A 25847-nucleotide genomic window follows, 5' to 3' on the forward strand; every position below is an offset into this window, starting at 1 on the left:
AGCTATTAATTTAATGTATGGAGTAACTGGGTCGTTGACACTTGTAAATACGTAGCACAAAGCAACACTTTGCTGTCGGTAATATTTGGTATATCAGTATTGTAAAATTGCTTAAGCTTATTAACTAGGGCTGTGACGGTGGTTTGGTTGTGGTTTTGATCTACTTCCATCATTGCCAGTAAAGCAGAGAACTCATGTTTTGCTGGCATCTGTGTGTTGTTATTACAAGCAATGTAACATCCTATCGGGGTTAATCCTTGTTGGTTTTGCGCTTTTAGTGCGACAGCTAAGCTTTCATTGCTTTCAAATAACATCAAAGAGCGTAAGTAATTAAAGGGCAGTTTATTTGCTTGGCAATGGCTAAACAGGTGATGTAACAGGTTGTTACCCTGTTGATCTGTAATATTAAAAGCGTTTTGAAATTTGAGCCCTGGGGTGAAAAAACTGAGTTTGTCGATATCATCAATAAAGCCGACAGCTTCGCTCGGAAGTGGACTTGCTTCGAGCAAATGTGCAGCGACATTTTGTAAAAATAGGTATTTTACTTCGCTGCTATTTGCTAATTGATATAGATGTTGTAACTGCGCTGCTTGCAATACGCTCGACAAACCTTGGTAATCAGTGAGTAACTCTTTTAACTGATGATGTTGGAGTCGGCTGTTAAGTTGTTCAATAGCGCTTAGCATGAAGTCTCTCAATTATTATTCTTTGGGGTAGGTATAGCTATTTATAGCGTGTTTATCAGTAATAAAAAAGGCCGCAAAGCGGCCTTTTAATCAATTATGTTTTTAAGCGGCTTGTTTTTTAGCAACCCACTGATCAACAAATTGCTCTAAAACGTTAAGTGGTACAGCACCATTTTTAAGTACAACATCATGGAACTCACGAATATCGAACTTTTCACCAAGCTTTTCTTTTGCTGCTTCACGCAACTCTAAAATCTTTAGCATACCCACTTTGTAAGCGGTTGCTTGAGAAGGCATTACGATGTGACGCTCAACCATTTTAACGGCATCAGAGGTCGCATTTGGCGTATTATTAACGTAATAATCGATGCCTTCTTGACGAGTCCACTTCATTGCATGGATACCCGTATCTACAACTAAGCGACAAGCTCGCCATAACTCCATAGAAAGGCGGCCAAAATCAGAATATGGGTCTTCATATAAGCCCATTTCTTTTGGTACTAGCTCAGAGTACAAACCCCAGCCTTCAATGTAGGCCGTGTAGCCACCAAACTTGCGGAATTTAGGTACACCGTCAAGCTCTTGTGCGATGGCAATCTGCATGTGGTGGCCTGGAATACCTTCATGATAAGCAAGTGCTTCCATTTGGTATGTTGGCATCGCTTCCATATCGTACAGGTTTGCGTAGTAAATACCTGGGCGTGAGCCGTCTGGTGCAGGTTGTTGATAGAAGGCTTTACCCGCTGCTTTTTCGCGGAACGCTTCAACAGCTTTCACTTTCAGACCTGCTTTAGGTTTAACAATGAATAACTCATCTAAGCGTGTCTTCATGTTATCGATAAGGGCTGTTGCTTCGTCAAGGTAACGTTGTTTACCTTCTGCTGTATTCGGGTAGTAGAACTGCTTATCTGTTTTCATGAATTGCATGAATGCTTGAAGGTCGCCTTCAAAGCCTACTTTATCTTTGATAGCGCGCATCTCATCATGAATACGTGCAACCTCAGCTAAGCCAATCGAGTGGATTTCTTTTGCTGTTAGCTCAGTGGTTGTAGTACGTGCTAATGCGTTGTTATAGAAGGTTTCGCCATCAGGAAACTTCCATGCTCCATCACGCTCATCGGCACGTTTTTCTAGCTGAGCTAAGAAGTTGATTAACTTAGTGTAAGAGGGCTTCACAGCTGCTTTTAGGGCTTTTTCAGCATCGCTGATAAGCGCTGATCTCTCACTGTCGGCAATATCCAGTGCTGCCACTTTACGTTTAAAGTCAGCAAGAAGTGTTGAGTCATCACCAGAATCAAATGGTGCGCCATGTAAAATGTTTTTACTTGAATCAACAACATGTGGGAACACAAACTTAGGTGCAATAATGCCCTTATCTGCACGTACTTCAAGGTCTTTGATTAGTTGATCAATAACCGTTGTGACACCGTTTAAACGCGAGATATATGCTTTTGCATCAGAGACATCAGTAATTTGATGTTGGTTGATTAGAAAAGCAGGGATCATTGAGTGAACCCCAAACATTTGGTTCACAGGGTAGTTGTAATAACGCCATTTGAAATCAGCGATGTCATTTTCAAGATCTTGTTTCTTTAAGTCGTAACTAACTTTTGTGGCGTCATCAAGTAAGTCGCGGTTAATTGCATTCAGTGCGACTAGGTCTGCTTTTTTTTGTTCAAAATCAGCTAAAGCACGCTCTTCGCTACCATCATCCCATTTGCCGTAATCTTTTTTAATACCCATATAGGTTTGAGATACAGGGCTGTTCATTATATCGCGATTAAAAGTGTCTTCGAAAAACGCATTGGCTTTATCTATTTCACTTTGTACAGGCTGGCTTTGTACACTTGGCGCTGATGTCGGTTGCTCTTGCATTTGTTGGCAACCGCCAAGTAATGCAACACTTACCGCAGCTGCGATGAAGGTTAGTTTACGCATTTTAGTTCCTTTGTCGTTGTTAGAAATTTAATTTTTGTTGTTAAACGAATAATTCTAGCAGGTCATTTAAATAACGATGGCCTTTTTGGCTCACCTGCCAAGTTTCTGAGTTATCTATTAGTAGTCCTTTTGCGATGGCTGTATTTAAGGCTCGCTGCTGACTTTGCTGCGATAAACCTGTCAGTGACGATAAGTCTTCTTTAGGGCATGACTCGACAAGGCGAAAGCGGTTCATAAAAAACTCAAACGCTAAATCGTCTTCCTCTACGCGCCATTGCTTATATAAATAAGGCTTTGCTAAGTCCATATAACCGCGAGGATGCTTGACTTTTTCAGTGCGAGTGATGACCCCAGTTTTTATGTTGGTGACTTTACCATGCGCGCCACAGCCAATACCGAGATAATCGCCAAATCGCCAATAATTTAAGTTATGCTGACATTGGTAGCCAGGTTTTGCATAGCCAGAAATTTCGTATTGCTCATAACCTGCTTCGGCTAGCAATGCTTGCCCTTGCTCTTGGATATCCCACAATATATCGTCTTGGGGTAAAGTCGGTGGTTTTGAGGCAAATTGTGTATTGGGTTCTATGGTTAATTGGTACCAAGAAATATGTGGCGGATTTAATGCAATAATTTTTTTAAGGTCGCTCAGTGCATCCTCAAGAGATTGCCCTGGAAGCCCATGCATTAAATCTAGGTTGAAACTGTTTAGTCCAGCTTGGTGAGCTTGTTCAGCCGCATAGTTTGCTTCATCGGCACCATGAATGCGACCAAGCGCTTTGAGTTTATCGTTTTGCATGCTTTGCACGCCAATCGAAATACGATTGATACCAGCACCAACATACTCTTTAAAACGGCCTGTTTCGACAGTGCCTGGGTTTGCTTCTAGGGTTATTTCACAGTCATCGCTTAGGCCAATTAATCTGTCGACTTCGCTAAGTAGGCGAGTATAAGCATCACCCGTTAATAAGCTCGGGGTGCCGCCGCCAATAAAGATGCTGTGGATTTTACGCCCTTGCACTAAATGTAGATCGGCTTTGAGATCATCAATTAGGTGCTGAACATATTCTTTTTCGGGGATCGTGCCTTTTTGGCCATGACTATTAAAATCACAGTAAGGGCACTTTTGCACGCACCAAGGTACGTGCACATATAGACTTAAAGGCGGTAAGTTCACAGGCCGCCTTTTTGCTGCAATTGCGCAAGGAGTTGTTTAAGAGCTTGACCTCGGTGACTCAGTGCATTCTTTTGCTCTTTAGTTAGTTGTGCGCTGGTGCACTGCTCAGAAGGCACATAAAACACCGGATCATAGCCAAAACCACCTTGACCGTCTTGGCTCTGGGTGATTTCGCCATCCCAGCTTGCACTACAAATAAGTGGCGTTGGGTCATCTGCATGGCGCATTAGTACCAATACACACCAAAAGCGTGCGCTACGTATAGGGTTATCAGCAAGTTCTTTTAATAGTTTGTCGATATTATCTTGATCGCTAGCACCTTCTTTAGCAAAGCGTGCTGAGTAAACGCCAGGTGCACCATTTAGGCCGTCTACTTCAAGTCCTGAGTCATCGGCAATGGCTGGCATACCCGTGATCTTCGCCGCATGACGCGCTTTAATGATGGCGTTTTCAACAAATGTGGTGCCTGTTTCTGGCACCTCTGGTACTTGAAAATCGCTTTGTGGAACCACGTTAATATTAAGCGGGCTGAGCATGCTTGCCAGCTCTTTTACTTTGCCAGGGTTACCCGTGGCTAAAACTAAGGTGTTGTTCATATGAGAGTTAGTCTACGTAAAATTTTTGCTGAAACTTCAGTGTTTGTATTTGGCCGTTTTTATTGATTTCGATGTTAAAACGGTAAATCTCTTCGTTGCTGTAGTCGATTTGCGCTAAGTAATAAATCGCATCGCCTTCAATAACTTCTTTAAACTCGAGCTGTTTACTATTGCCAAGTAAGTTGCGAGCGGTGCCTGTTAAGGTCGCTGTTTGTGCTGTTTTGTCGCTGTTTCTTAATACCGAAATATTGATAACCCCTTTGCTCGGGCTACGGTCTAAATCGTAATTTTTGGCGATATTAGGCTGAATAAAGGTGGATGGAAAGGCAATATAGTGAACCTCCCAAGGGCCAAGCTTTTTAAATTGAGCGCCTGTTTGTTCATCCGCCTTAGCAAAGTTTAAAAATAAACTTAGGCAGAGGAAGGTAATAAGAATAATTTGCTTCATGGAATATCTCACTTAACAAAAGAGGCCTAGCGGCCTCTTAATTCACAAATGGCGTTAGCCTATAAAATCCATTAACAGGATTTGTAAAAACTGCAAACCAATGATGAGTACCAGAATCGATAAGTCTAAGCCCCCTAATGGTGGAATAACTTTACGAATCGGACGCAGCATAGGTTCGGTTAGTTGATGGAAAACAGCTTCAATAGGGTTATAGCCCTGACTTACCCAGCTTAGTAACGCACGGATAATTAAAACCCAAAACAACAGGTTTAAGCCTTCTTTTATCACCGTCATAAATGCCGAAACAAAGACAGGTGCTGCTGACCAGCCGCCATAAAACATCAACATAATGACACTTATTTTTGCTACAGCCACTAAATAAGCAAGTAGTAAAGAAGCCATGTCAAAGCCACCAAACCCAGGGATGATTTTACGTAATGGGTTAACAGCAAATGAAGTGGCTTTTACCACAAACTGGCTCATAGGATTATAAAAGTCAGCTTTTGCCGCTTGTAACCAAAAGCGTAAAAGGACCACCATTAAAAAGAGATCAAAAATAATCTCAACTAAAAATTGCATGGCTTGCATAGTTTTACCTTCAAAAAGTAAGCTTAGAGTTCTTTTTCCATTTCTTCTGCACGAGCAATACAGGCATCCATTGCATCTGCAACAGTACCTACAAGACCTTGGCTTTTCAGGTGCTCAACAGCTGCATGGGTTGTTCCGCCTTTTGATGTAACATTGGCACGTAGCTGAGAAATACTAATGTCTTGCTGTGAAAGCGCCATTTCGGCTGCGCCTAGCGCGGTTTGTTGTACTAAACGGCGTGCATCGTCATCGCTAAAACCAAGTGCTTTGGCTTTTTCTTCAATCGCTTCCATAAATAAGAAGAAGTAAGCTGGAGATGAGCCTGTTACCGCAATGATATCGTTGATTTGCGACTCGTTTTCTACCCACACAACAATACCTGTACATTCAAAAACTTGTTGTACAAATTCATGCTCTTGCACGGTTTCGCCTGCGCCATATAGACCAGACACACCACGACCAAGTAATGACGGTGTGTTAGGCATACAACGGACCATTTTAACGTCTTGACCTAACATTTCGCGTAGACGTCGTACAGTTAAACCTGCGGCCACAGAAATAAATAGTTTATCGCTAAAATCAATGCCTGAATCTTGGAACGATTGGCATAAATCACCCATCATTTGTGGTTTAACAGACAATACAATCACATCTGCATCGCGAAGTGCCGCGTTGTTGTCCGCGGTTGTTTGCACCCCGAAATCAGCAGCAACCTTCGCTAATTTTTCTTGGTTGCGATTGGTTGCAATGATGTTTTTAGCTGCAAAACCGTTCTTTACCATGCCGCCAATAATGGCGTAGCTCATGTTACCCGTGCCTATAAATGCGATTTTTTTATCTGACATATGTCTGTTATCACCTTTTAATTTCGTTGGCCAAATATATCCGTGCCAATGCGTACCATAGTTGAACCTGCGGCAATCGCAGCTTCAACATCATTACTCATACCCATCGACAAGGTGTCTACTTGGGGATATTGGGCCTTTAGTTTATCAAAGCAAGCGCTTAATTGCTCAAAATATTGTAATTGTAGCTGGCTATCGTCGGTTTTTGCAGGGATAGCCATGACACCACGTAGGCATAAATTGTCGCACTGACTAATAAATTCAGCCAGCGTTATTAGCTCGTCTGGGTGGCAGCCTGACTTTGCCTCTTCTAAACTAATATTAACTTGAATTAATACATTCAGCGGAGCCTTATCAGCTGGTCGTTGTTCATTCAGGCGTTTTGCTATTTTTGTTCGCTCAACACTTTGGACCCAATCAAAGTTAGCGGCGACAAGTGCACTTTTATTTGATTGAATAGGGCCGATAAAATGCCAGACTATCTCATTGTAGTCTTTCAGTGCAGCTACCTTTTCAACGGCCTCTTGTACATAGGACTCACCAAAGAGGCGTTGTCCAGATTGGTAGGCTGAGATGATATCAGCGACAGGCTTGGTTTTTGAAACAGCGAGTAAGCTAATCGTTTGCTCATCACGGTGATTATTTTTTGCCGCTTGAGTTATTCTTGCGTAGGCGGATTTAAGTCGTTCTGCTATTGTAACCATATAATTATCAGTTGGTTGTGGAGTCATAAATGGATATTACCGAATTATTGGCCTTTAGTGTGCAACATAAGGCCTCGGATTTACACTTATCATCGGGTGTATCACCTATGATACGCGTCGATGGCGATGTACGTCGTATTAATATTCCAGCATTAGAACAAAAAGATGTAAACAGTCTGGTTTACGATATTATGAACGATAATCAGCGTAAGGACTATGAGCAAAATCTCGAAGTGGATTTTTCTTTTGAAGTACCTAATCTTGCTCGTTTTCGTGTTAACGCGTTTAATTCAAACCGAGGACCCGCTGCTGTATTTCGTACAATCCCCAGTGATGTGTTAACACTTGATGATTTGGGTGCGCCGGAAATATTTAAGACCATTGCTGATAACCCACGCGGTTTGGTTTTAGTGACAGGACCAACTGGTTCAGGTAAATCTACCACCTTGGCAGCGATGGTTGATTACATTAATCAGACCAAACACCACCATATTTTAACGATTGAAGATCCAATCGAATTTGTTCACGACAATAAGCTGAGCCTTATTAACCAACGTGAAGTTCATCGTGATACTCACAGCTTCTCTAATGCTCTACGAAGTGCGTTACGTGAAGATCCTGATGTTATTTTAGTGGGTGAGCTTCGTGATTTAGAAACTATTCGCTTAGCCATGACGGCCGCAGAAACAGGCCATTTAGTGTTCGGTACTTTGCATACCACATCTGCACCAAAGACCATTGACCGTATTATCGACGTATTCCCAGGAGAAGAAAAAGACATGGTGCGCTCAATGCTTTCAGAATCGTTGCGTGCTGTTATTTCGCAAACATTACTTAAAAAAGTAGGAGGTGGGCGAGTGGCAGCGCATGAGATTATGATAGGGATCCCTGCTATTCGAAATCTTATTCGTGAGGATAAAATTGCACAGATGTATTCATCGATTCAAACTGGCGCATCACATGGTATGCAAACAATGGATCAATGTTTAGGTAATTTAGTGAACTACGGCATTGTTACTACAGCAGATGCTAGAGCTAAAGCGCAAGATAAAACTCAGTTTGGTGGCTAACGGAGCACTTAATTATGACAATACCTTTAAATCGCTTTTTACAGGTGATGATCGATAAGAATGGTTCAGATTTATTTGTGTCTAGTGGCTTATCTGTTAGTGCCAAAATTAACGGTGAATTGCAACCGCTGACCGACGATAAGTTATCTGATGAGCAGGCACTGGCTATGGTTGAGTCTGCGATGAACGAAAAGCAACGTAATGAGTTTCACGCAACAAAAGAATGTAACTTTGCCATTGCAACAGAAGAAGGGCGGTTTCGTGTTTCTGCATTTTGGCAGCGAGACCAAGCGGGTATGGTTATTCGCCGAATTGTGACGCAAATTCCTGATGTAAACGATTTAGGATTACCGTCTATTCTTACCGATGTGATAATGGCAAAACGTGGCTTAGTGCTGTTTGTAGGTGGTACCGGTACCGGTAAGTCAACCTCGCTTGCTGCGCTTTTAGGTTATCGAAATCGTAATCAACGTGGGCATATTCTTACCATTGAAGATCCAATCGAGTTTGTGCATGAGCACCAAAAAAGTATTATTACTCAACGCGAAGTAGGTCTTGATACTGAAAGCTTTGAGTCAGCGTTAAAAAGCTCATTACGCCAAGCGCCTGATGTTATTTTAATTGGTGAAATCCGTTCACAAGAAACCATGGAATATGCATTAAGTTTTGCTGAGACAGGGCATTTATGTGTCGCAACGTTGCACGCTAATAATGCCAACCAAGCCATTGACCGTATTATGCACTTAGTACCAAAAGAAAAGCACGATAAGCTAAAATACGACTTAGCACTGAACCTACGCGCAATTGTTGCACAGCAACTGGTGCCAACAGCGGATGGGGAAGGCCGTGTGGCTGCTATCGAGATCTTGCTTAATTCTCCTATGGTCGCTGAACTGATAAAGCGCGGTGATATTGGTTCAATAAAAGAAACTATGGCGAAATCAAAAGAAATGGGTATGCAGACTTTTGACCAAGCCTTGTTTGAGCTTTATAAACACCAGCGTATTAATTATGCCGATGCCTTGCATCATGCTGACTCTCCAAACGATTTACGCTTGATGATCAAGTTACAAAATAACGAGCAAAAAGGGGCTGGCTTTTTACAAGGTGTGACTATTGATGGCCTTGATGAAAAGGGTAATAGCTAATGTTGAAGGGGATAAAAATAGCATGCATTATTTTTATTTTGAGTGCTTTTCCTGCAAAAGCAAGCGAATTAAATGACATCGTTATTTTTATCCGTGACGATGTGTATGACGATTATACTCGCTTCTTAAATGGTCGTCAGCCCAGTGAAGTGAAAGACTTTACTGGGGCATATATCCGCCGTGATGTGGTGGATATGATTATCGCACAACAAGCCTTGATGTTGGGTGGCTTCACTAAGTCGTTTAGCTACCATACAGGGAATGTGAATTTTCGTAAGACTAAGTTACTTGAAGACGGTAAGTTACTGATTAGTTTTGATAGTGTTTGGTCCCTTGACGCTGAGCAGCTCGCTAAAGATGTGTATATTTCTGATGCGGTTATTCGTAAGGGAGAGTACTATGCCGGTGTATTTACTGCACCGTCGAATCACCGTGTATTAAAACTACAAAAACGTGAAGACTTCAAATCGTTGACAGCTGTATCTACGCCTAAATGGCTAACAGACTGGCACACCTTGTCTGCGTTGCCATTAAAAGAGCTACTGAGAGAAGACGAGTGGTTAAGTCAAGTTCGTATGGTGTCTATGAAGTGGGTTGACTTTGTGATGATGCCACTGATGCCAAGCCTCAAAAATCAATATCATTTGGAAGACATTCGTTTAGTCGCGGTGCCAAATATAGTCTTACAGCTCAACGATAGCCGTCATTTTATTATTTCTAAGCATCACCCTGATGCAAGCCAAGCGTATGCTGCGCTGCAGGCAGGGCTCAAGCAGTTACGCAAACAAGGGGCAATAGAAAAAGCCTACAAAGAGGCAGGCTTCATTCCTAACTTAAACGATTACACCGTGATTAACAGTACCGATTAATCACCGTAAAATTGTTCAAAAAAGCTTTCAAGAATAATCACAGCAGACATATTATCCACATTCCCTTTGCCTAAGTTGCGATAGCCACCTTGTTCAAACAAGCGTGCTTTAGCGTCTGCGGTGGTTAAGCGTTCATCCTGAGTTTCAACAGGAATAGCAAAATGATTATGTAGGCGGTTCGCAAATTTCTTCGCTTTGAACGTCACTTCTTGTGAGGTGCCATCCATATTAAGCGGCAAGCCAACAACCATAAGATCAGGTTGCCATTCATCCACTTGTTTTTTAATTTGTTGCCAGTCCGGAATCCCCTCTTTGGCTTTGACGGCTTGTAGGCTTGACGCCGTACCTGTTAACTCTTGGCCGATGGCAATACCGATACTTTTGGTACCAAAGTCAAAGCCCATAACGGTTCGCTCGCCTACAGGCTTAAACGTTCTTTTTGTCATAATGAATCAATTAAAATAAGACGGTAAAAATTAGGCATGACCAGCTTCAGAACTTAACTGACTGACGTCAAAGCCCAGCATTGAGACTGCTTTTTCCCAGCGCTTTTCTACTGGGGTGTTAAAGATGATCTCAGGATCTGCTTTGATGATCAGCCACGAATTTTCAAGTAGTTCTTGTTCAAGCTGACCTTGATCCCAACCGGCATAACCCAGTGTAATAATAAATTGCTCGGGTGCTTCTGCTGTCGTTAAGCTTGCCAGTACATCTTTTGATGTGGTGATCATAATATCACTACTAAGCTTTTGGCTTGCAGCATAGCCGGGCTTTGGGGAATGCAGTACAAAACCTCGGTCTGTTTTTACAGGGCCACCAGCATAGACAGCAAGGCTTGCCGCATCTTGGCTTTTATCGTTATCGATCTCAATTTTATCGAGTAACTCACCCACTGTGATGTTGATGGGTTGGTTAATCACCAAACCCATTGCACCATCTTGATTATGCTCACAAATATACGTTACAGCATGCTTAAAGAAAGGGTCTTGCATGCTAGGCATTGCAATTAAGAAGTGATTCTCTAATGACTGCATAGGTCGCCCCTTTTGTTGTTTAAATTAAGTATGGCTCAGTTTTCTTTCAATGGCATTAAATAAGTGGCCAGTGATTGAAATGTCATAAGCTGCTTCAATCTCTTTTACACAGGTTGGTGCTGTTACATTAATTTCGGTTAAGCGGTCACCAATGATATCCAGTCCCACAAAAATGAGACCTTTTGCTTTAAGTGTTGGTGCGACGGCTTCTGCGATTTTACGATCTGAGTCGCTTATTGGGCGAGCTTCACCACGGCCACCTGCGGCTAAATTACCACGTGTTTCACCGTTTTGTGGTATACGTGCAAGACAGTATGGCATGACTTCACCATCGACGACCAAGACGCGTTTATCGCCTTGTTTAATCTCTGGGATATAATTTTGTGCCATGGCAAAACGGCTACCATGCTCGGTTAATGTTTCGCAAATTACACCGATATTGGCATCGTCTTCTTTAACACGAAAGATTGACGCGCCCCCCATGCCATCTAGCGGTTTTAAAATGATATCTTTATGTTCAGCTAAAAATGCACGAATGTCTGCTTGGCTGCGGGTTACCAAGGTATCTGGCGTGTGCTCGCTAAACCATGCTGTAAATAACTTTTCGTTTGCATCGCGAAGGCTTTGTGGCTTATTAATAATGAGTGTTCCAGCTTGCTCTGCGCGCTCTAAAATATAGGTTGCGTAAATATATTCAGTATCAAAAGGCGGATCTTTACGCATTAAAATAACGTCTAAATCGGCAAGGGCAATTGTTGATTTTTCTTCAAGCTCGTACCAGTGATTAACATCATCGAAAACACGTGCCTTTGATGCGGTTGCATAACCTTGACCTTGACGTAGCGATAGGTCGTCCATTTCCATGTAGTAAAGTTCGTAACCACGTTTTTGTGCTTCCATCATCATTGCGAAGCCTGTGTCTTTTTTAATATTAAAGCCACTAATTGGATCAGAGATTATGCCTAACTTAATTGCCATGTTTTTGCCTTAGAATAGAATGACTACACTGTGTCGGTTACTTTAATATATGGGTGTTTTTATGGTTTTCAATTCGCTAAATCGCCAAACTGCAGTTGCAGTGCGCTGAGTACTGTTAGCGCAGCGGTTTCAGTACGCAGTACACGGGGGCCTAAGCGAATATCGACAAAAGCTTGTTGCTTAGCAATATTAATTTCTTCATCGGTAAATCCCCCTTCAGGGCCAACTAAAAAGCGCACCCCCTCGCTTGGGACTTGAATGGTTTTTATACTGTGTTCAGCGCGTGGGTGTAGAGTCAGTTTTAGAGCATCGCTGGTTTGCTCTAACCACTCTTTTATATCGATAGGTGGGTGTACGACAGGCACAAAGTTACGACCAGATTGCTCTGCGGCAGCAATCGCTATTTTTTGCCATTGTTGATGTTTTTTAGCAAGGCGATCACCGCTTAGCTTGACACCACAGCGTTGACTAAAAATAGGGGTGATCTCAGTAATTCCCAGCTCTACAGATTTCTGAATGGTAAAGTCCATTTTATCGCCACGTGAAATACCTTGGCCTAAGTGAATTTTAAGTGGTGACTCTACATCATGATTGATAAACTCTTGCGGCTCTACAATCACGCTCTTTTTACTTACTTCAATAATTTCACTTAAGTACTCTCCGCCTTCGCCATTGAAGATAGAGACTTTTTCTCCAGCTTTCATGCGAAGTACTCGACCAATATGACCGGCAGCATCATCATCAAGTGCTACTTGGGTGTTTAAAGAAATTGCTGATGGTTGGTAAATATGAGGAATTCGCATTGGATGTCGCTTATTAAATAATTTAGCAATATGGTAAGTATACAGCGCGATGGGTGCAATTATTTATTTAAATCTTCACTTAAGGTGAGAATGTCGGCTGTCGTTTGAGCGATGTCTGTTTGGCAAGATAAATGGTTTATATGAGCGGCGTCTGGGCAAGGTATAAAATTAAATCCTTGCTCATTTTGGTGTATTAAAAAGCGTACTTTGTGCAGCGAATTGTAAATAAATTTTTGAGCGTCATCGGCAAGTTGGTAGTCAGTATGGTTAATCAACACGCCTTTTATGTCATGGTGCTCATGCAGGTAACTTGCCAATTCGGAAACACTTATTTCATTACTAAAGTCGCAGTAACAATAATCTTTTATTAGCTCGTCGAACATCAGTTTAACCATGTGCCGGCTATTCGCTCCTGCAACAACTAACGTTGAGCCGCCTTTACCTGCAAAATAATGATGCGTAAAAGCATGACTAAACTCATTGTCGACATCAACTAGCAAATAATTATTAACTTTAAAGGGCATACTGCCTCACTTATTATGTATTTCCATATTAAATCGAAAACATGCTAATTAGTAGATAGCCTATCGCGCCGTAAACGGCAAACTCGATACAGGCAATACCTATGTTATCTTGATGATCCACTTCTAACGATGTATTAATATTCGGTAATGAAATATATTTAATGATATAACTCAAAACATATAACAATACCCACATAGCACCGCAATGAGAGACTAGCGTAAATAGGTTTTCTACCATCTTACCACTAATAAATGATGCACTGGCAAGACCAGCATACCCTGCTAAGGCAAGACCAATCGATTTACCCGCATAACGAATACCAATAGAGGTATTTTCAAGGTTAAAATTGCTCTGTAAAGAAGCCCCTTGGTTAGCCTTGGCAAAACGGTACTCGCGAATTTTACTATCCAGAGCAAACATGCCCTGTAGCACAAAAAAGCTAACAGTGGCTATTAGTAAGCTGCTGTAACCTTGAGTATGACACCAATTATAAAGGCCTAAACTAATAATACAGTTTGCGATTAACATACCTGAGTCAACCAAAGCCGCACAAACATTTTGTTTTAAAATAGCGGCTTCTTCGTTAAAGCGATATAAAATCCATTTCCGATGAATGAGGTGACCCACTTTAATGAAGGAGAACAACAAGGCGATTAAAACGACCACCTTAAGTGGGTTTGATTGAGCTGCACTTAAACTGATTTCATCAAAAATATAAGCAATGGTCGCAATCACGACGAGAATTTCACTGGCAAAGCTAATCCCCATTGCAAAATTATCATGTTGTGCGAGCTCTTCTTTAAGCGCTTGTTTTGCTTTAATTTGCGTTAAGATACGTAGAAGTACTATGGTTATGCAAATTACAGCAAAACTAATGGCAATCGCGACTAAACTAGTGTTAGATAATGATAAATAATGCATGCAGATCCCTGCTAAATAATTCTTTGATAATCATTCTAGTACGGTTATTGATAAGTTAAAAGAGAGTATTTAATGAGTAATTCACAACCGCTTCCTGACGCGCTTTATCAATTAGGGCAAACTCGTTTTAACGGTTTGTACCCTGAGCAGCCTGTAGACCCGTTGATTGCTAAATTACTGTCTTTGAGTGACTTCGCTTGGAGCTGCTTACAATCTCAACCTGACTTGAAAGATTGGTTGCTAGATGAAAGCACATTGGCTTGCCGTAACCCGCAACCGCCACTGACTGATAACGACTCTACTGAGTTAGATGATGCCGCAGCAATGGCCAAGTTGCGATTATACCGAGAGAAATATTGGCTTAAGGTTGCGTTCTTAGATGTCTGTTGTCATAACCCAATTGAAGACAGTATCGCTTATATTTCTGCACTTGCTGAGCAGTTAATTGATTGTGCGAATCAATGGGCATTTGCACAAGTTGCAAAAGTCAGTGGCATGCCAACAGATGCGTTTGGAAATGCTATTCCAATGCTTGTACTAGGCATGGGAAAACTTGGGGGAGGGGAGTTAAATTACTCCTCAGACATTGATCTCATTTTTTCTTACCCAATAGATGTGGCTACTCAAGGTGGACGCCGCTCTATTGAAGCGCAAGTTTTTTACACTAAGGTTGCGCAAAAATTAATTATGGCACTCAACCAAACCACCGTTAATGGCCAAGTTTTCCGTGTAGATATGCGCTTGAGGCCTTTTGGTGAAAGTGGTCCTTTGGTGATGAGCTTTAATGCAATGGAAGATTACTACCAAGAGCAAGGTCGAGAGTGGGAACGTTATGCCATGCTAAAAGGGCGTTTAATAGGCGCCGAAAATAGCTATTGGGGTGAGTTCTATGAGTTATTAAGGCCATTTGTTTATCGTCGATATATTGATTTTTCGGTGATCGAATCTTTACGAAAAATGAAACAGATGATTGCTCAAGAAGTGCGCCGAAAGCGTTTAACTAACAATATAAAGCTGGGCGCCGGGGGGATTCGCGAAGTTGAATTTGTGGTGCAAGCATTGCAAATGGTGCGTGGTGGCCGCGAGGCAAACTTACAGACACAATCACTTTTATCAGCCTTACAAGAGCTTACCAATAATCAGGTTATTGACGCTAAAGAAGCATCACTGCTTAAGCAGAATTACCTCACGCTGCGTCGTATTGAGCAATACTTACAAATATTTGATGATAAGCAAACTCAAACATTGCCCGATGATGAGCAAGACCAGCAACGCTTATGTGTGCTGCTTAATAAACCCAACTTTGATGAGTGCCTAAAAGCGATCAATGAAACAATGGCCTCAATACACAGTGAGTTTGAGCAAGTAATTGGTTTTGAAAGTGACAATGTTGATCCATGTGAAAGTGCCTTTATTAGTGCGTGGGAAATGGCCGATGTTTGCTTGATAGACGATGCTAATTTAGCTTGGCAACAGGCACTTGATGACTTTAAAACACGTTTAACAAAAGCAAAAGTTGGTAGCCGTGGGCGAGATATTCTTGATAAGTTAATGCCTTTACTGCTTAAGCAATTGACAGTGAGTAAAGCCAGCGGTGATGCATTCACTATGATTTGCCAAGTGCTGAATAAAATCATCTCTCGTACAGCTTATTTAGAACTCTTATATGAAAACCCTGGCGCGTTAAATCAACTGGTCGCTTTGTGCTGTCACAGTAAATGGATAGGTGAGCACATCTCCCGTTACCCAATTTTGCTTGATGAGTTGATTGATCCTCAAGTACTTTATAAACCCACTCCGTTATCAGCGTATAAAGACGAAATAAGACAGTACTTCCTTCGAATAGAATACGATGATTTAGAGCTGCAAATGGAAGCCTTACGCCAATTTAAACAAACACACCAACTGCGTATTGCCGCAGCGGATGCGACAGGCGTTCTTGATGTAATGAAGGTGAGCGACCACTTAACGGCGTTGGCAGAGGCGATTGTTGAGCAGGCTGTGAACATCGCGTGGCATGCATGTGTTGCACGCTTTGGGCAACCAGCCAATACCACAGAACAAGAAAAAGGCTTCGCGGTTATTGCTTACGGTAAAACAGGCGGCTTTGAAGTAGGCTATGACTCTGATTTAGACTTAGTGTTTGTGCATAATCATGATGGTAGTAGTTATACCGATGGCGATAAGGCGATTGATTCAAGACAGTTCTATTTAAAATTAGCACAGCGTTTAATGCATCTATTTAATACACGCACTGCATCTGGCATTTTGTACGAGCTTGATACACGCTTGAGGCCTGAAGGAGCGTCAGGGCTGTTGGCAATAAACCTAGAAAGCTTTTATCACTATCAACAAACCCAAGCATGGACTTGGGAGCATCAAGCCTTAGTTCGCTCGAGAATGATTTATGGGCAGGTATCGCTTCATTCTCGATTTGATGAGATCAGAGCAATTATTTTGTGCCAAGCACGTGATGATGAAAAATTGAAAAAAGATGTCATAGAAATGCGTGAAAAAATGCGCAATCACTTAGCTAAAGGTAATAGTGAATTATTTGACTTAAAACAAGACCAAGGTGGAATGACTGATATTGAGTTTATTACACAATATTTAGTCCTAAAATATGCCCCGCAGTATCAAGAGTTAACGACTTGGCCTGATAATGTTCGTATTTTAGAGGATGCAGCTAAGCTTGGCTGTATTGATTCTGAAATGCAACATCAGCTAGTGGCTGCTTACATTGAATACCGTTCTCGTTATCATGTCATGAGCTTAAACCAGCAAGGTCGATGTGCGCCGCGCACTGAGCTCAAAGAGCATATAAGTTTGGTGCAAAGTGCGTGGCAGCAAGTGTTAGCTTCTTAAGCGGCGGCAGTTTTCGCGTATGTAAGGAGAGGGCAGCTCTGTAATAACAGCCGCTCTTTGCTTGAAACAAAAGAAGGTATAAACCTCATTTTCAAAGTCGTCGTTGATAGCACGTCCCACTTGATATAAAGCGGACACAAAGTTGCTATCAACACGAAAGTGATCTTTAACGACATAATCTTTACTGAGGTACCAGTAAAGCTCAATTTCTTCATTTCGAGCGTAGTCTGATAACACGTCTTTTAATGTTGTTCCGCTTTCAAAACGACGTGGTAATACATCACCAGTCCAGTTTGGAGATGAAGGTTCGACTACCTTACCCCGTTCAAACAGAGCCATATCGAGGCTTGTTTCAGGCTCTTTTAACTTAAGAACGTATTTATCACGCTCGTTATTTTTACTGTTAACTTGATTTCTTAGCGACGAATAAAAACGAGAAAGTCCCTGTGCGGCGGCATTTTGAGTATTTTTAATATCGATAACAGGCCCTTTACCGAATAAAAAATAAAGAGCTGCTGCAATTAAAATAATAGCTAATGATAAATGCTTAACCCAAAACCACATTTCTAATACTCTTGTTGTTGCTTAGATTTATAAAACCACACAATTTAACAAATGTCACTCACTTATAATAAGAAGGGGCATTCTTATCAGGGCGTGTTTTAAAACGTCGATGTAACCACATATATTGTTCAGGTGCTCTATTAACCGCTTGCTCCATGCGTTGATTGACACGTGTTACGTCATTAAGATTATCACCACTTGGAAAGTTTTCCATAATCGGGAGCACTTCTAAGTGGTAGCGACCTTGTTCATCGCGGCGGCTAGCAAGACTAACCGTTTCACAGTGTTTACTGTTCGCAAAAAGTAGTGTGCCCGTTGTTGTTGCAGCATCTTTTACCGCGTAAAATGGCGCGAACTCACAGCGGGTACGTCCGTAATCTTGATCGGGTAAGTAGTAACAAATCTTTTTATTTTTTAGTGCTTTTAGCAACCCTTTAACATCACGCTTTCCAACTAAGAATTCATTAGAACGTAAACGGCCATTGGTCGTAAAATATTCCATCAATGGATTATTGTGTGGGCGATAAAAACCAATACCTTGATATTTCAACCCCATCACTCGGCTCGCCATCTCTAAATGAAGAATGTGCGGCACGAGCATTAAAACGCCTTTGCCTGATTGCTGAATTTGTTCAAAGTATTCAAGGCCCTTGATTGACCCGTAGCACTTTCTTACTCGCCACTCGGGCCACCACCACGCCATGCCTGTTTCCATCATAGCGATACCGGTGTTTTCCATATTCTTAAGTACTAATTCTTTTTGTTCTTGCTCCGGCATATCTGGGAAACATAGACGGATATTGACCTCTGCTATGTGGCGACGGCGTTTCATAAAGCGATGAACTAATCTACCTAACCATTTACCAAGGAATAATTGAAACTTATGTGGCAACCAAGAGATCAGAAATAAGAAGAAAACGCCAACCCATGTAAGCCAATAACGAGGACCCAAAAAGGATGCTTTGAAAGGAGATGAACTAACCACTGAAAAGTCTCTAAAAAAATAAAAAGCTAGTTTAACCGTAAGTCTTTAAAAATACAAAAGCCAGCATTTAGCTGGCTTTTCTATCAGTTTAGTAGAGTAATTAAATCTCTTTTAAACCTTGGTTAATTGCCGCAAGATCTTCAGCTGTTAATGTGCCAGCCGCTTGTTTTAAACGCAGCGTTGAAACAACATAGCGGTAACGCACGTTAGCAAGGTTGCTTTTGGCGTTATAAAGGTTTTGTGTGCTGATTAATACATCAACAATTGTACGTGTACCCACCTCAAAGCCTGCCTCAGTTGCTTTCAGCGCACTTTCTGCTGAAACAACCGCTTGTTGTAGCGCTTTATAAGTTGCGATATCTGACACAACTTGGTTATAAGAAGTAATCACAGAGCGTGTCACTGCACGCAGACTTGCTTCTAAATCTTCACTGGCCGCCACATAAAATGCACGTGCTTGTTCTGTTGCTGCGACAGTTGCACCACCAGAATAAATAGGTAGGCTAAAGTTAACCCCCACTCTTGCACTATCTGTGCGAGGCTCATGTGAGTTGTTATTTAAGTCTTCTAGGCTATCACCGTACGATGCATTTAGAGTCAGCTTAGGGTAGTGACCAGCTTTTGCTAAGTCGATTTGATCTTTTGCAATATCAACGGTTACTTTTGACACTTGTAGGTTTAAGTTTTTCTCTTCTGCGATTTTTATGTAGTCGGTTGACTGTTTGTTAGGCGCAACAGTTGAAAACGTGTCAGTATTTAACATGTCTAATTTTGCATGGTATTTACCGGTGATTTCACGAAGCTGTTCGCGGGCCGTTTCAACGCTGTTTTTCGCAACAATTTCTTTTGCTACAGAGTTGTCGTACTGTGCTTGTGCTTCATGTACGTCGGTAATCGCCGTCAAACCAACTGCGTAACGTTCTTTTGTTTGTTGTAATTGACGTTCAATTGCACGTTTTTCAGCTTGTACAAACTCTAAGTTGTCAATTGCGCTAAGTACATTGAAATAACCCTCAGCAACACGAACAATGAGGTCTTGTCTGGCAAAGTCGTACTGTGCATTTGCTTGCAAAGCTTGTTTATCAGCAATGCCTAATGAATTCCACGCACCCAAGTCAAACAAGGTTTGGCTCAGACTAATACCGCGGCTAAATACATCTGTATCACGGTCAAATTCAATGTAACCGGTTGTATCGTTGCCTTCGTATAGTGTTGCGTCGGTTTTTTCGTACCCTAAACTTAAACCTAATTGTGGCAATAGCGCACTTAACGCGCGATCGCTCTCATAAGCTTGCGCATCTGCTTGGGCTTTTGCTTTAAGTACGGTAGGATCATTGGCTGTAGCAATCTCGTATACTTGAAGTAAATCTTCAGCGTAAGTGGCAGTAGCAGTCAAAGCGCTTGAAAAACCGATCAGCGCGGCGAGTAGTGTTTTTTTCATTATTCGTTCAGTCCTTAGACAATTTTCGTACTGTCACCATGGTACTCTTTTTTAGTGAATAACCAAAAAAAAAATGCGTAAATCTACATGTCCAAGTGTAACAGAATATAATTGAGTGAATTTTTAGCGCAAAACCTAAAGGAATTAGTGTAATGAAAGTAACAGCAATCTCACAGTTTAATCATGATGATATTGATCTAAAACCTGTTGAACGTGCATATGATGGCTTTTTTAAAGTTAATTTATATCGCTTTCGCCATGCATTATTTTCAGGAGGTGAATCAGTAGAGATTAAACGTGAAATTTTAGAGCGTGGTCATGCTGTTGCGGTGCTTCCATATGACCCTGCAACCGATCAGATTTTGCTTGTTGAGCAAGTGCGTATCGGCGCACTTGCATCTAAGCAGTCTCCTTGGTTACTTGAGTGTATCGCAGGCATGGCTGATGGCAGCACAGACTATGAGCAAGTTGCCAAACGCGAGGCATGGGAAGAAGCGGGCATTGAGCTTGGTGAGCTTGAGTTTATGATGTCTTATCTTTCAAGTCCAGGTGGTACAACAGAGCGTTTATACTTGTATTTAGCACGCGCCGACTTATCTCAATACCAAGAGGGGATTTTTGGTCTTGATAATGAAGATGAAGATATTAAAACACATGTAATGTCATACACAGAAGCCATGCTCCGCTTAGAGCAAGGAGAGATAGACAATGCTGCAACAGTTATCTCGTTACAGTGGTTAGCACTGAATAAGCAACGTATACTGTCTGATTGGCAAACTGCTTAACTTACATTTTTATAATGAGGAATTATTTTGACGTACGTAACAGCTGAACAACGTTACATTCAAAGCTTACCTAAGTATTTAACTTTGTGTGAGCATAATTACGTGCGTGCGCTCAAATTGCTTCCCAACGAACGTCAAATAGGCCATGTACGTAAAGTGCAACTCGGTAATAGCACGTTTGTAGTTAAAATAGATGATACAGCAAAGTACACCATGGATATTTCTATCTCGCAAGAGACAGGAAACTTACATGTTGTTACCCCACTTTATCTAACTGTGCGTATGTATCATGATGCAAAAGTGGCTGAGATTGTTCATCACGATTTTCATCAACGAATAAAGCCATCTTACGCATACCCGAATCCGAATATGCATCAAAAAGACGAAAAGTATCAACTAAATGCTTTTTTGTATGACTGGCTTGTTGCGTGTGTAGAAAACGGTCGTGCAGCGCTACACTGGGATGTAAACAATGGCTTGGTTTAGTGATGCTTATCATTTTGACAAAACAACATTAAAAATTGCACACATTACAGATTGTCATTTATCAAAAGACAGACAAGGTGAGTATTTTAATGTAAATACCGCTGAGTATTTTTCGCGTTGCTTAGAAGCCATGGCAAACTTACAACTTGATTGCGTGATCTTTGGGGGGGATTTAACACAAGATCACAGCAGTAAATCGTATCAACTATTTGCTGAACTTATTGGTGATTCGGCACTGTCTTGTCCTGTGTTTTGGCTACCGGGTAATCACGATGAGCTTGCTGAATATAAAGCGCTTTCAAACTCGCAAATTTTAAGCTGTAAACGTATTACCTTTTTAACTGGACAACTGCTTTTAGTAAACTCGAAAGGCCCGACTCCAGCAGGTTGGGTAACACAAACACACTTAAGCGAATTAAGCGAAGCGATAGGGCAAATCCCGAGTGTGGTGCTTTGTCATCATAACCCGCTACCTATTCAAGCTTACTTAGATAAACATATGCTTGAAAATGGCCCGCAGTTTTTAAACGTTTGCGTTAATAGTGAGCAATGTATTGGCGTATTTCATGGTCACGTACACCATGAGTACACGCAAAATTACCGTGATCTAAAGGTGTTTGCGACACCTGCCAGCTCGATACAATTTACTAAACATACTATGGCGTGGCAGCAAGAGGATTTAGGGCCAGCGTTTCGTGTGATTAACTTAAATATTGATAAACAACAAAGCTTGCAGCTAACAACGGATGTAGTATGGCTAAACGGGTAATTTATATTCATGGTTTCAATAGCTCTGAGCAATCCTATAAAGCCGTGCGTTTTGGTGAGCATATGGCTCAGTTTGATGTTGATTATAAAGTGCCGCGATTAACCCATGAGCCATTACATGCAATTTTACAATTAGAACAACTGTTAAATGATGATACTGTATTACTCGGTAGTTCATTAGGCGGTTTTTATGCGACCTATTTGTCGCAACGTTATTCGATACCCGCGGTGGTAATTAATCCTGCGGTGCGCCCATTTGAGTTACTTGATAACTATTTAGGGCCAAACTATAACCCGTATCAAGACACCCATTACGAACTTGATACTCGTCACATGGATGCATTGCGCAGGTTATATTTGTCGCAATTAGACACCCCTTCATTGATTTATTTGCTACAGCAAACAGGCGATGAAGTACTGCCTTTTCAGCAGGCGGTTAACTATTATTCTCAGTGTAAGCAACACGTTGAATTTGGAGGCGATCATAGTTTTATCGGCTTCGAACAAACCTTTGCAAGTATTGTAGATTTTCTTAAAATCACGTAAAACATAGCTAAGCGCATAAAAGATATAAAAACTATGAGTCAGCAAAATTATAACGCCGAAGCAATTGAAGTCTTAAATGGGTTAGAGCCCGTTAAACGCCGCCCAGGTATGTACACCGACACGGTTCGCCCTAATCACTTAGGCCAAGAGGTTATCGATAACAGCGTCGATGAAGCAATGGCAGGTCATGCAACAAAAATAGATGTCATTCTTCATGAAGATAACTCGCTTGAAGTTATTGATGATGGCCGTGGTATGCCGATAGATATTCACCCTGAAGAAGGCATTCCCGGAGTGGAGCTCATTTTTACCAAGCTGCATGCTGGTGGTAAGTTCTCTAATAAAAACTATCAGTTTTCAGGTGGTTTACACGGTGTAGGTATTTCGGTTGTAAATGCCCTGTCAACGCGTGTTGAAGTTACCGTACGTCGTGATGCGCAGCAGTTTCGTATGGCCTTTGAAAACGGCGACAAAGTTGAAGACTTAAACGTGATTGGCACTGTGGGTAAGCGTAACACAGGGACTACCGTGCGTTTTTGGCCAGATGCCAGTTATTTTGACTCTGCTAATTTCTCGATTACCAAGCTTAATCATTTATTAAAAGCCAAAGCAGTACTCTGCCCAGGCCTGCGCATTAAGTTTACTAATAAGCAAACCAAGGAAAGCCAAGAGTGGTATTACGAAACGGGCTTAAAAGATTACCTAGTTGAAGCGGTGAAGGGTTTTGAGGTATTACCAAAAGAACCATTTATTGGTGATTTTTCAAGCTCAACTGAAGGCGCTGACTGGGCTGTTGTGTGGTTACCTGAGGGCGGTGAATCCATCGCTGAAAGCTATGTAAACTTAATTCCTACCGCACAAGGCGGTACCCACGTCAACGGTTTACGCCAAGGTCTACTCGAAGCGATGCGTGAATTTTGTGAATTCAGAAACTTATTGCCTCGCGGTGTAAAGTTAACGCCAGATGATATTTGGGAGCGATGCAGCTATGTATTGTCGGTGAAAATGCAAGACCCACAATTTGCTGGCCAAACCAAAGAAAAGCTGTCTTCACGCTCATGTGCTGCATTTGTATCGGGTGTGGTGAAAGACTCATTTAGCTTATGGTTAAACGAACACACCGAGACCGCTGAATTATTAGCTGAGCTATGTATCTCAAATGCACAGCGTCGTTTACGCGCGGCTAAAAAAGTCGTGCGTAAGCGCATTACTTCAGGCCCTGCGTTACCGGGTAAATTAACCGATTGTAGTGCCCAAGATAATGACCGTACTGAATTATTCTTAGTAGAGGGTGACTCTGCGGGTGGCTCAGCTAAACAAGCCCGTGACCGTGAATTTCAAGCAATTATGCCACTGCGCGGTAAAATTCTTAATACATGGGAAGTCGAATCAGGACAGATTTTAGCATCACAAGAGGTGCATGATATTTCAGTGGCCCTAGGTATCGACCCTGATTCAAGTGATTTATCGGGTCTGCGTTATAACAAGATTTGTATTTTGGCTGATGCTGACTCGGATGGGTTACACATTGCCACACTATTATGCGCACTGTTTGTTCGTCATTTCCCAGCGCTTATTAAAGAAGGTCATGTATTTGTCGCCATGCCACCGCTGTTTCGTATTGATATCGGTAAAGAGGTGTATTACGCCCTCGATGAAGATGAGAAGAATGGTATTTTAGCGCGCATCGAAGCTGAGAAAAAACGCGGTAAAGTGAATGTTCAACGCTTCAAAGGGTTGGGTGAAATGAACCCGCTGCAGCTAAGAGAAACAACGATGGATCCAAATACCCGTCGTTTGGTGCAATTAACACTCGATGAAGAAGAGCAAACCATGGAAATGATGGATATGTTACTTGCGAAGAAACGTTCATCAGATCGCCGTCAATGGTTAGAAGATCACGGTAATCGCGCGCAAGTTTAATACAGGTACATTTGCAGCCTAAGGGTTGTTAAACGAATTAAAGGGCAAGAAAAATGAAAAAACTACTGACCTCATTTTTATCGCTGAGCTTACTATCAGCGCCAGCAATGGCTGAAGATATTCTTGATAAACTAACTGTTGCTGAAGGCTTCAAAGTAAGCTTATTCGCCGATGATGTTGAAAATGCACGCCAAATTGCCGTATCAAAAAAAGGCATTGTGTATGCAGGTTCGCGTAAAGCAGGCAATGTATATGCATTGATTGATCATAACAGCGATGGTGTAGCCGATAAGAAAATTGTTATTGCCAAAGGATTAGAAATGCCATCAGGCTTGGCAATAAAAGAGGGTGATTTATATGTTGCTGAAGTGTCACGTATTATTCGCTTTAAAGACATTGATAAACACCTCAAAGCCCCTAAGTTTGAGGTGGTGTATGATAAATTCCCAACAGACCGCCACCATGGTTGGAAATTTATTAGCTTTGCCCCAACAGGTGAGTTAATTGTACCTGTCGGGGTGCCATGTAATATTTGTGCTGAAGACGACAAATACGGTCGTATTTTTTCACTTAATGTTGATACCAAAGAAATCAAAACCATTGCTCAGGGCGTTCGTAACTCAGTGGGTTTTGACTATCACCCAACAACAAATGCGTTTTGGTTCAGTGATAACGGTCGTGACATGATGGGCGATGATATCCCGCCTTGCGAAATCAATCGAGTTGGTGAAGGTGAGGAGGGAGCGCATTATGGTTTCCCTTATGTTCACGCAGGGGCGATTTTAGATCCTGAGTTTGGTAAAGGTAAAAATATTGCTGATTACAAATCGCCTGCGCTCGCACTGGGTGCGCATGTTGCGCCATTAGGCATTCATTTTTATAACGGCAAGCAGTTCCCAGCTAAATACAAAGAGCAGTTATTTGTTGCTGAGCATGGTTCTTGGAATCGTAGTAAAAAGTCGGGTTACAGAGTCATGCTAGCGAATGTTGAGCAAGGTCGTATCACTAAATACACCCCATTCATCACAGGCTTTATGCAAAACGAAGAAACATTTGGTCGCCCAGTTGCATTTGCAGAGCTTGCAGATGGCAGCTTATTGATCTCAGACGACTTTGCTAACGTGATCTATCGTGTTAGTGCTAAGAAAAAATAG

Annotated in this window: 27 protein-coding genes; 10 read left to right on the forward strand and 17 right to left on the reverse strand. The window is 41.7% G+C overall.

Annotated features, from left to right (window positions below):
• Positions 1 to 5 precede the first annotated feature (5 nt).
• The 8 genes from L3Q70_RS03155 to L3Q70_RS03190 form a co-directional block, all read right to left on the reverse strand.
• Positions 6 to 686 carry a hypothetical protein gene (locus L3Q70_RS03155; RefSeq protein WP_237114832.1) on the reverse strand — a complete coding sequence of 227 codons (681 nt, stop codon included), beginning with the start codon at positions 684 to 686 and terminating at the stop codon, positions 6 to 8.
• Positions 687 to 788: 102 nt separating this feature from the next.
• Positions 789 to 2624 (reverse strand): DUF885 domain-containing protein, encoded by a 1836-nt coding sequence (locus L3Q70_RS03160; protein ID WP_062570110.1) that lies wholly within the window; start codon positions 2622 to 2624, stop codon positions 789 to 791.
• Between the two features lie 40 nt (positions 2625 to 2664).
• On the reverse strand, positions 2665 to 3801 hold the full coding sequence (gene hemW, locus L3Q70_RS03165; RefSeq protein ID WP_062570111.1) for a radical SAM family heme chaperone HemW: 1137 nt from the start codon (positions 3799 to 3801) through the stop codon (positions 2665 to 2667).
• Positions 3798 to 4397 (reverse strand): XTP/dITP diphosphatase, encoded by a 600-nt coding sequence (locus tag L3Q70_RS03170; RefSeq protein WP_062570112.1) that lies wholly within the window; start codon positions 4395 to 4397, stop codon positions 3798 to 3800. Before L3Q70_RS03170 ends, hemW begins: the two co-directional genes overlap by 4 nt.
• 7 nt (positions 4398 to 4404) lie before the next feature.
• Positions 4405 to 4845, reverse strand: coding sequence for a DUF4426 domain-containing protein (locus L3Q70_RS03175; RefSeq protein ID WP_237114833.1), 441 nt, complete (start codon positions 4843 to 4845; stop codon positions 4405 to 4407).
• 54 nt (positions 4846 to 4899) lie between these two features.
• Complete coding sequence (locus tag L3Q70_RS03180) at positions 4900 to 5433, reverse strand: YggT family protein (RefSeq protein WP_062570114.1); 534 nt, start codon at positions 5431 to 5433, stop codon at positions 4900 to 4902.
• A 23-nt stretch (positions 5434 to 5456) separates the two neighbouring features.
• Positions 5457 to 6278 (reverse strand): pyrroline-5-carboxylate reductase, encoded by an 822-nt coding sequence (gene proC, locus L3Q70_RS03185; protein WP_062570115.1) that lies wholly within the window; start codon positions 6276 to 6278, stop codon positions 5457 to 5459.
• A 17-nt stretch (positions 6279 to 6295) separates the two neighbouring features.
• On the reverse strand, positions 6296 to 7009 hold the full coding sequence (locus tag L3Q70_RS03190; RefSeq protein ID WP_237114834.1) for a YggS family pyridoxal phosphate-dependent enzyme: 714 nt from the start codon (positions 7007 to 7009) through the stop codon (positions 6296 to 6298).
• 2 nt (positions 7010 to 7011) lie between these two features.
• Between L3Q70_RS03190 and L3Q70_RS03195 the strand changes: the two genes are divergently transcribed.
• From L3Q70_RS03195 to L3Q70_RS03205, 3 genes are read left to right on the forward strand one after another with little or no spacing between them, the layout of a single operon-like run.
• Positions 7012 to 8052, forward strand: coding sequence for a type IV pilus twitching motility protein PilT (locus L3Q70_RS03195; protein WP_062570117.1), 1041 nt, complete (start codon positions 7012 to 7014; stop codon positions 8050 to 8052).
• Between the two features lie 14 nt (positions 8053 to 8066).
• Positions 8067 to 9200, forward strand: a complete 1134-nt coding sequence (locus L3Q70_RS03200) for a PilT/PilU family type 4a pilus ATPase (protein WP_237114835.1) — start codon at positions 8067 to 8069, stop codon at positions 9198 to 9200.
• Entirely contained in the window at positions 9200 to 10069 is an 870-nt protein-coding gene (locus L3Q70_RS03205; RefSeq protein WP_237114836.1) for a hypothetical protein, read from the forward strand. The genes L3Q70_RS03200 and L3Q70_RS03205 overlap by 1 nt, the downstream gene beginning before the upstream one ends.
• Here L3Q70_RS03205 and ruvX read toward each other — a convergent pair.
• From ruvX to L3Q70_RS03235, 6 genes are all read right to left on the reverse strand, one after another.
• Positions 10066 to 10515: a Holliday junction resolvase RuvX gene (gene ruvX / locus L3Q70_RS03210; RefSeq protein ID WP_193988351.1), complete on the reverse strand. Its 450-nt coding sequence runs from the start codon at positions 10513 to 10515 to the stop codon at positions 10066 to 10068. The genes L3Q70_RS03205 and ruvX overlap by 4 nt on opposite strands.
• A 30-nt stretch (positions 10516 to 10545) precedes the next feature.
• On the reverse strand, positions 10546 to 11103 hold the full coding sequence (locus L3Q70_RS03215; protein ID WP_062570121.1) for a YqgE/AlgH family protein: 558 nt from the start codon (positions 11101 to 11103) through the stop codon (positions 10546 to 10548).
• Positions 11104 to 11127: 24 nt separating this feature from the next.
• A complete protein-coding gene (gshB, locus tag L3Q70_RS03220) occupies positions 11128 to 12081 on the reverse strand; it encodes a glutathione synthase (protein ID WP_237114837.1) in 954 nt (317 codons plus the stop codon).
• 68 nt (positions 12082 to 12149) lie between these two features.
• Complete coding sequence (gene rsmE / locus L3Q70_RS03225; protein ID WP_062570123.1) at positions 12150 to 12884, reverse strand: 16S rRNA (uracil(1498)-N(3))-methyltransferase; 735 nt, start codon at positions 12882 to 12884, stop codon at positions 12150 to 12152.
• Positions 12885 to 12943: 59 nt separating this feature from the next.
• Complete coding sequence (locus L3Q70_RS03230) at positions 12944 to 13408, reverse strand: hypothetical protein (RefSeq protein WP_062570124.1); 465 nt, start codon at positions 13406 to 13408, stop codon at positions 12944 to 12946.
• Positions 13409 to 13436: 28 nt separating this feature from the next.
• Positions 13437 to 14330: a hypothetical protein gene (locus L3Q70_RS03235; RefSeq protein WP_062570125.1), complete on the reverse strand. Its 894-nt coding sequence runs from the start codon at positions 14328 to 14330 to the stop codon at positions 13437 to 13439.
• A gap of 72 nt (positions 14331 to 14402) precedes the next feature.
• Between L3Q70_RS03235 and glnE the strand changes: the two genes are divergently transcribed.
• Positions 14403 to 17195 carry a bifunctional [glutamate--ammonia ligase]-adenylyl-L-tyrosine phosphorylase/[glutamate--ammonia-ligase] adenylyltransferase gene (gene glnE / locus L3Q70_RS03240; protein ID WP_237114838.1) on the forward strand — a complete coding sequence of 931 codons (2793 nt, stop codon included), beginning with the start codon at positions 14403 to 14405 and terminating at the stop codon, positions 17193 to 17195.
• Here glnE and L3Q70_RS03245 read toward each other — a convergent pair.
• From L3Q70_RS03245 to tolC, 3 genes are all read right to left on the reverse strand, one after another.
• Positions 17184 to 17759, reverse strand: coding sequence for a TcpQ domain-containing protein (locus L3Q70_RS03245; protein WP_062570127.1), 576 nt, complete (start codon positions 17757 to 17759; stop codon positions 17184 to 17186). The two genes, glnE and L3Q70_RS03245, sit on opposite strands and share 12 nt — an antisense overlap.
• A gap of 58 nt (positions 17760 to 17817) precedes the next feature.
• Positions 17818 to 18744, reverse strand: coding sequence for an LpxL/LpxP family Kdo(2)-lipid IV(A) lauroyl/palmitoleoyl acyltransferase (gene lpxL, locus L3Q70_RS03250; protein WP_062570128.1), 927 nt, complete (start codon positions 18742 to 18744; stop codon positions 17818 to 17820).
• A gap of 100 nt (positions 18745 to 18844) precedes the next feature.
• A complete protein-coding gene (gene tolC, locus L3Q70_RS03255) occupies positions 18845 to 20185 on the reverse strand; it encodes an outer membrane channel protein TolC (protein WP_062570129.1) in 1341 nt (446 codons plus the stop codon).
• A 152-nt stretch (positions 20186 to 20337) separates the two neighbouring features.
• Here tolC and L3Q70_RS03260 point away from each other — a divergent pair, with 152 nt between their 5' ends.
• From L3Q70_RS03260 to L3Q70_RS03285, 6 genes are read left to right on the forward strand one after another with little or no spacing between them, the layout of a single operon-like run.
• The gene (locus L3Q70_RS03260; RefSeq protein ID WP_062570130.1) at positions 20338 to 20970 is read left to right on the forward strand and encodes an NUDIX domain-containing protein; all 633 of its coding nucleotides are present in this window, start codon (positions 20338 to 20340) and stop codon (positions 20968 to 20970) included.
• Between the two features lie 27 nt (positions 20971 to 20997).
• Entirely contained in the window at positions 20998 to 21456 is a 459-nt protein-coding gene (locus tag L3Q70_RS03265) for a DUF1249 domain-containing protein (protein WP_062570131.1), read from the forward strand.
• A complete protein-coding gene (locus L3Q70_RS03270) occupies positions 21443 to 22225 on the forward strand; it encodes a metallophosphoesterase (protein ID WP_237114839.1) in 783 nt (260 codons plus the stop codon). Before L3Q70_RS03265 ends, L3Q70_RS03270 begins: the two co-directional genes overlap by 14 nt.
• Positions 22210 to 22770, forward strand: a complete 561-nt coding sequence (locus L3Q70_RS03275; RefSeq protein ID WP_062570133.1) for a YqiA/YcfP family alpha/beta fold hydrolase — start codon at positions 22210 to 22212, stop codon at positions 22768 to 22770. Before L3Q70_RS03270 ends, L3Q70_RS03275 begins: the two co-directional genes overlap by 16 nt.
• Before the next feature lie 33 nt (positions 22771 to 22803).
• Positions 22804 to 24693, forward strand: coding sequence for a DNA topoisomerase IV subunit B (parE, locus tag L3Q70_RS03280; protein ID WP_062570134.1), 1890 nt, complete (start codon positions 22804 to 22806; stop codon positions 24691 to 24693).
• A gap of 53 nt (positions 24694 to 24746) precedes the next feature.
• Positions 24747 to 25847 (forward strand): PQQ-dependent sugar dehydrogenase, encoded by a 1101-nt coding sequence (locus L3Q70_RS03285; RefSeq protein WP_062570135.1) that lies wholly within the window; start codon positions 24747 to 24749, stop codon positions 25845 to 25847.

The sequence above is a fragment of the Pseudoalteromonas sp. CF6-2 genome (assembly GCF_021729425.1).
GTDB lineage: Bacteria > Pseudomonadota > Gammaproteobacteria > Enterobacterales > Alteromonadaceae > Pseudoalteromonas > Pseudoalteromonas arabiensis.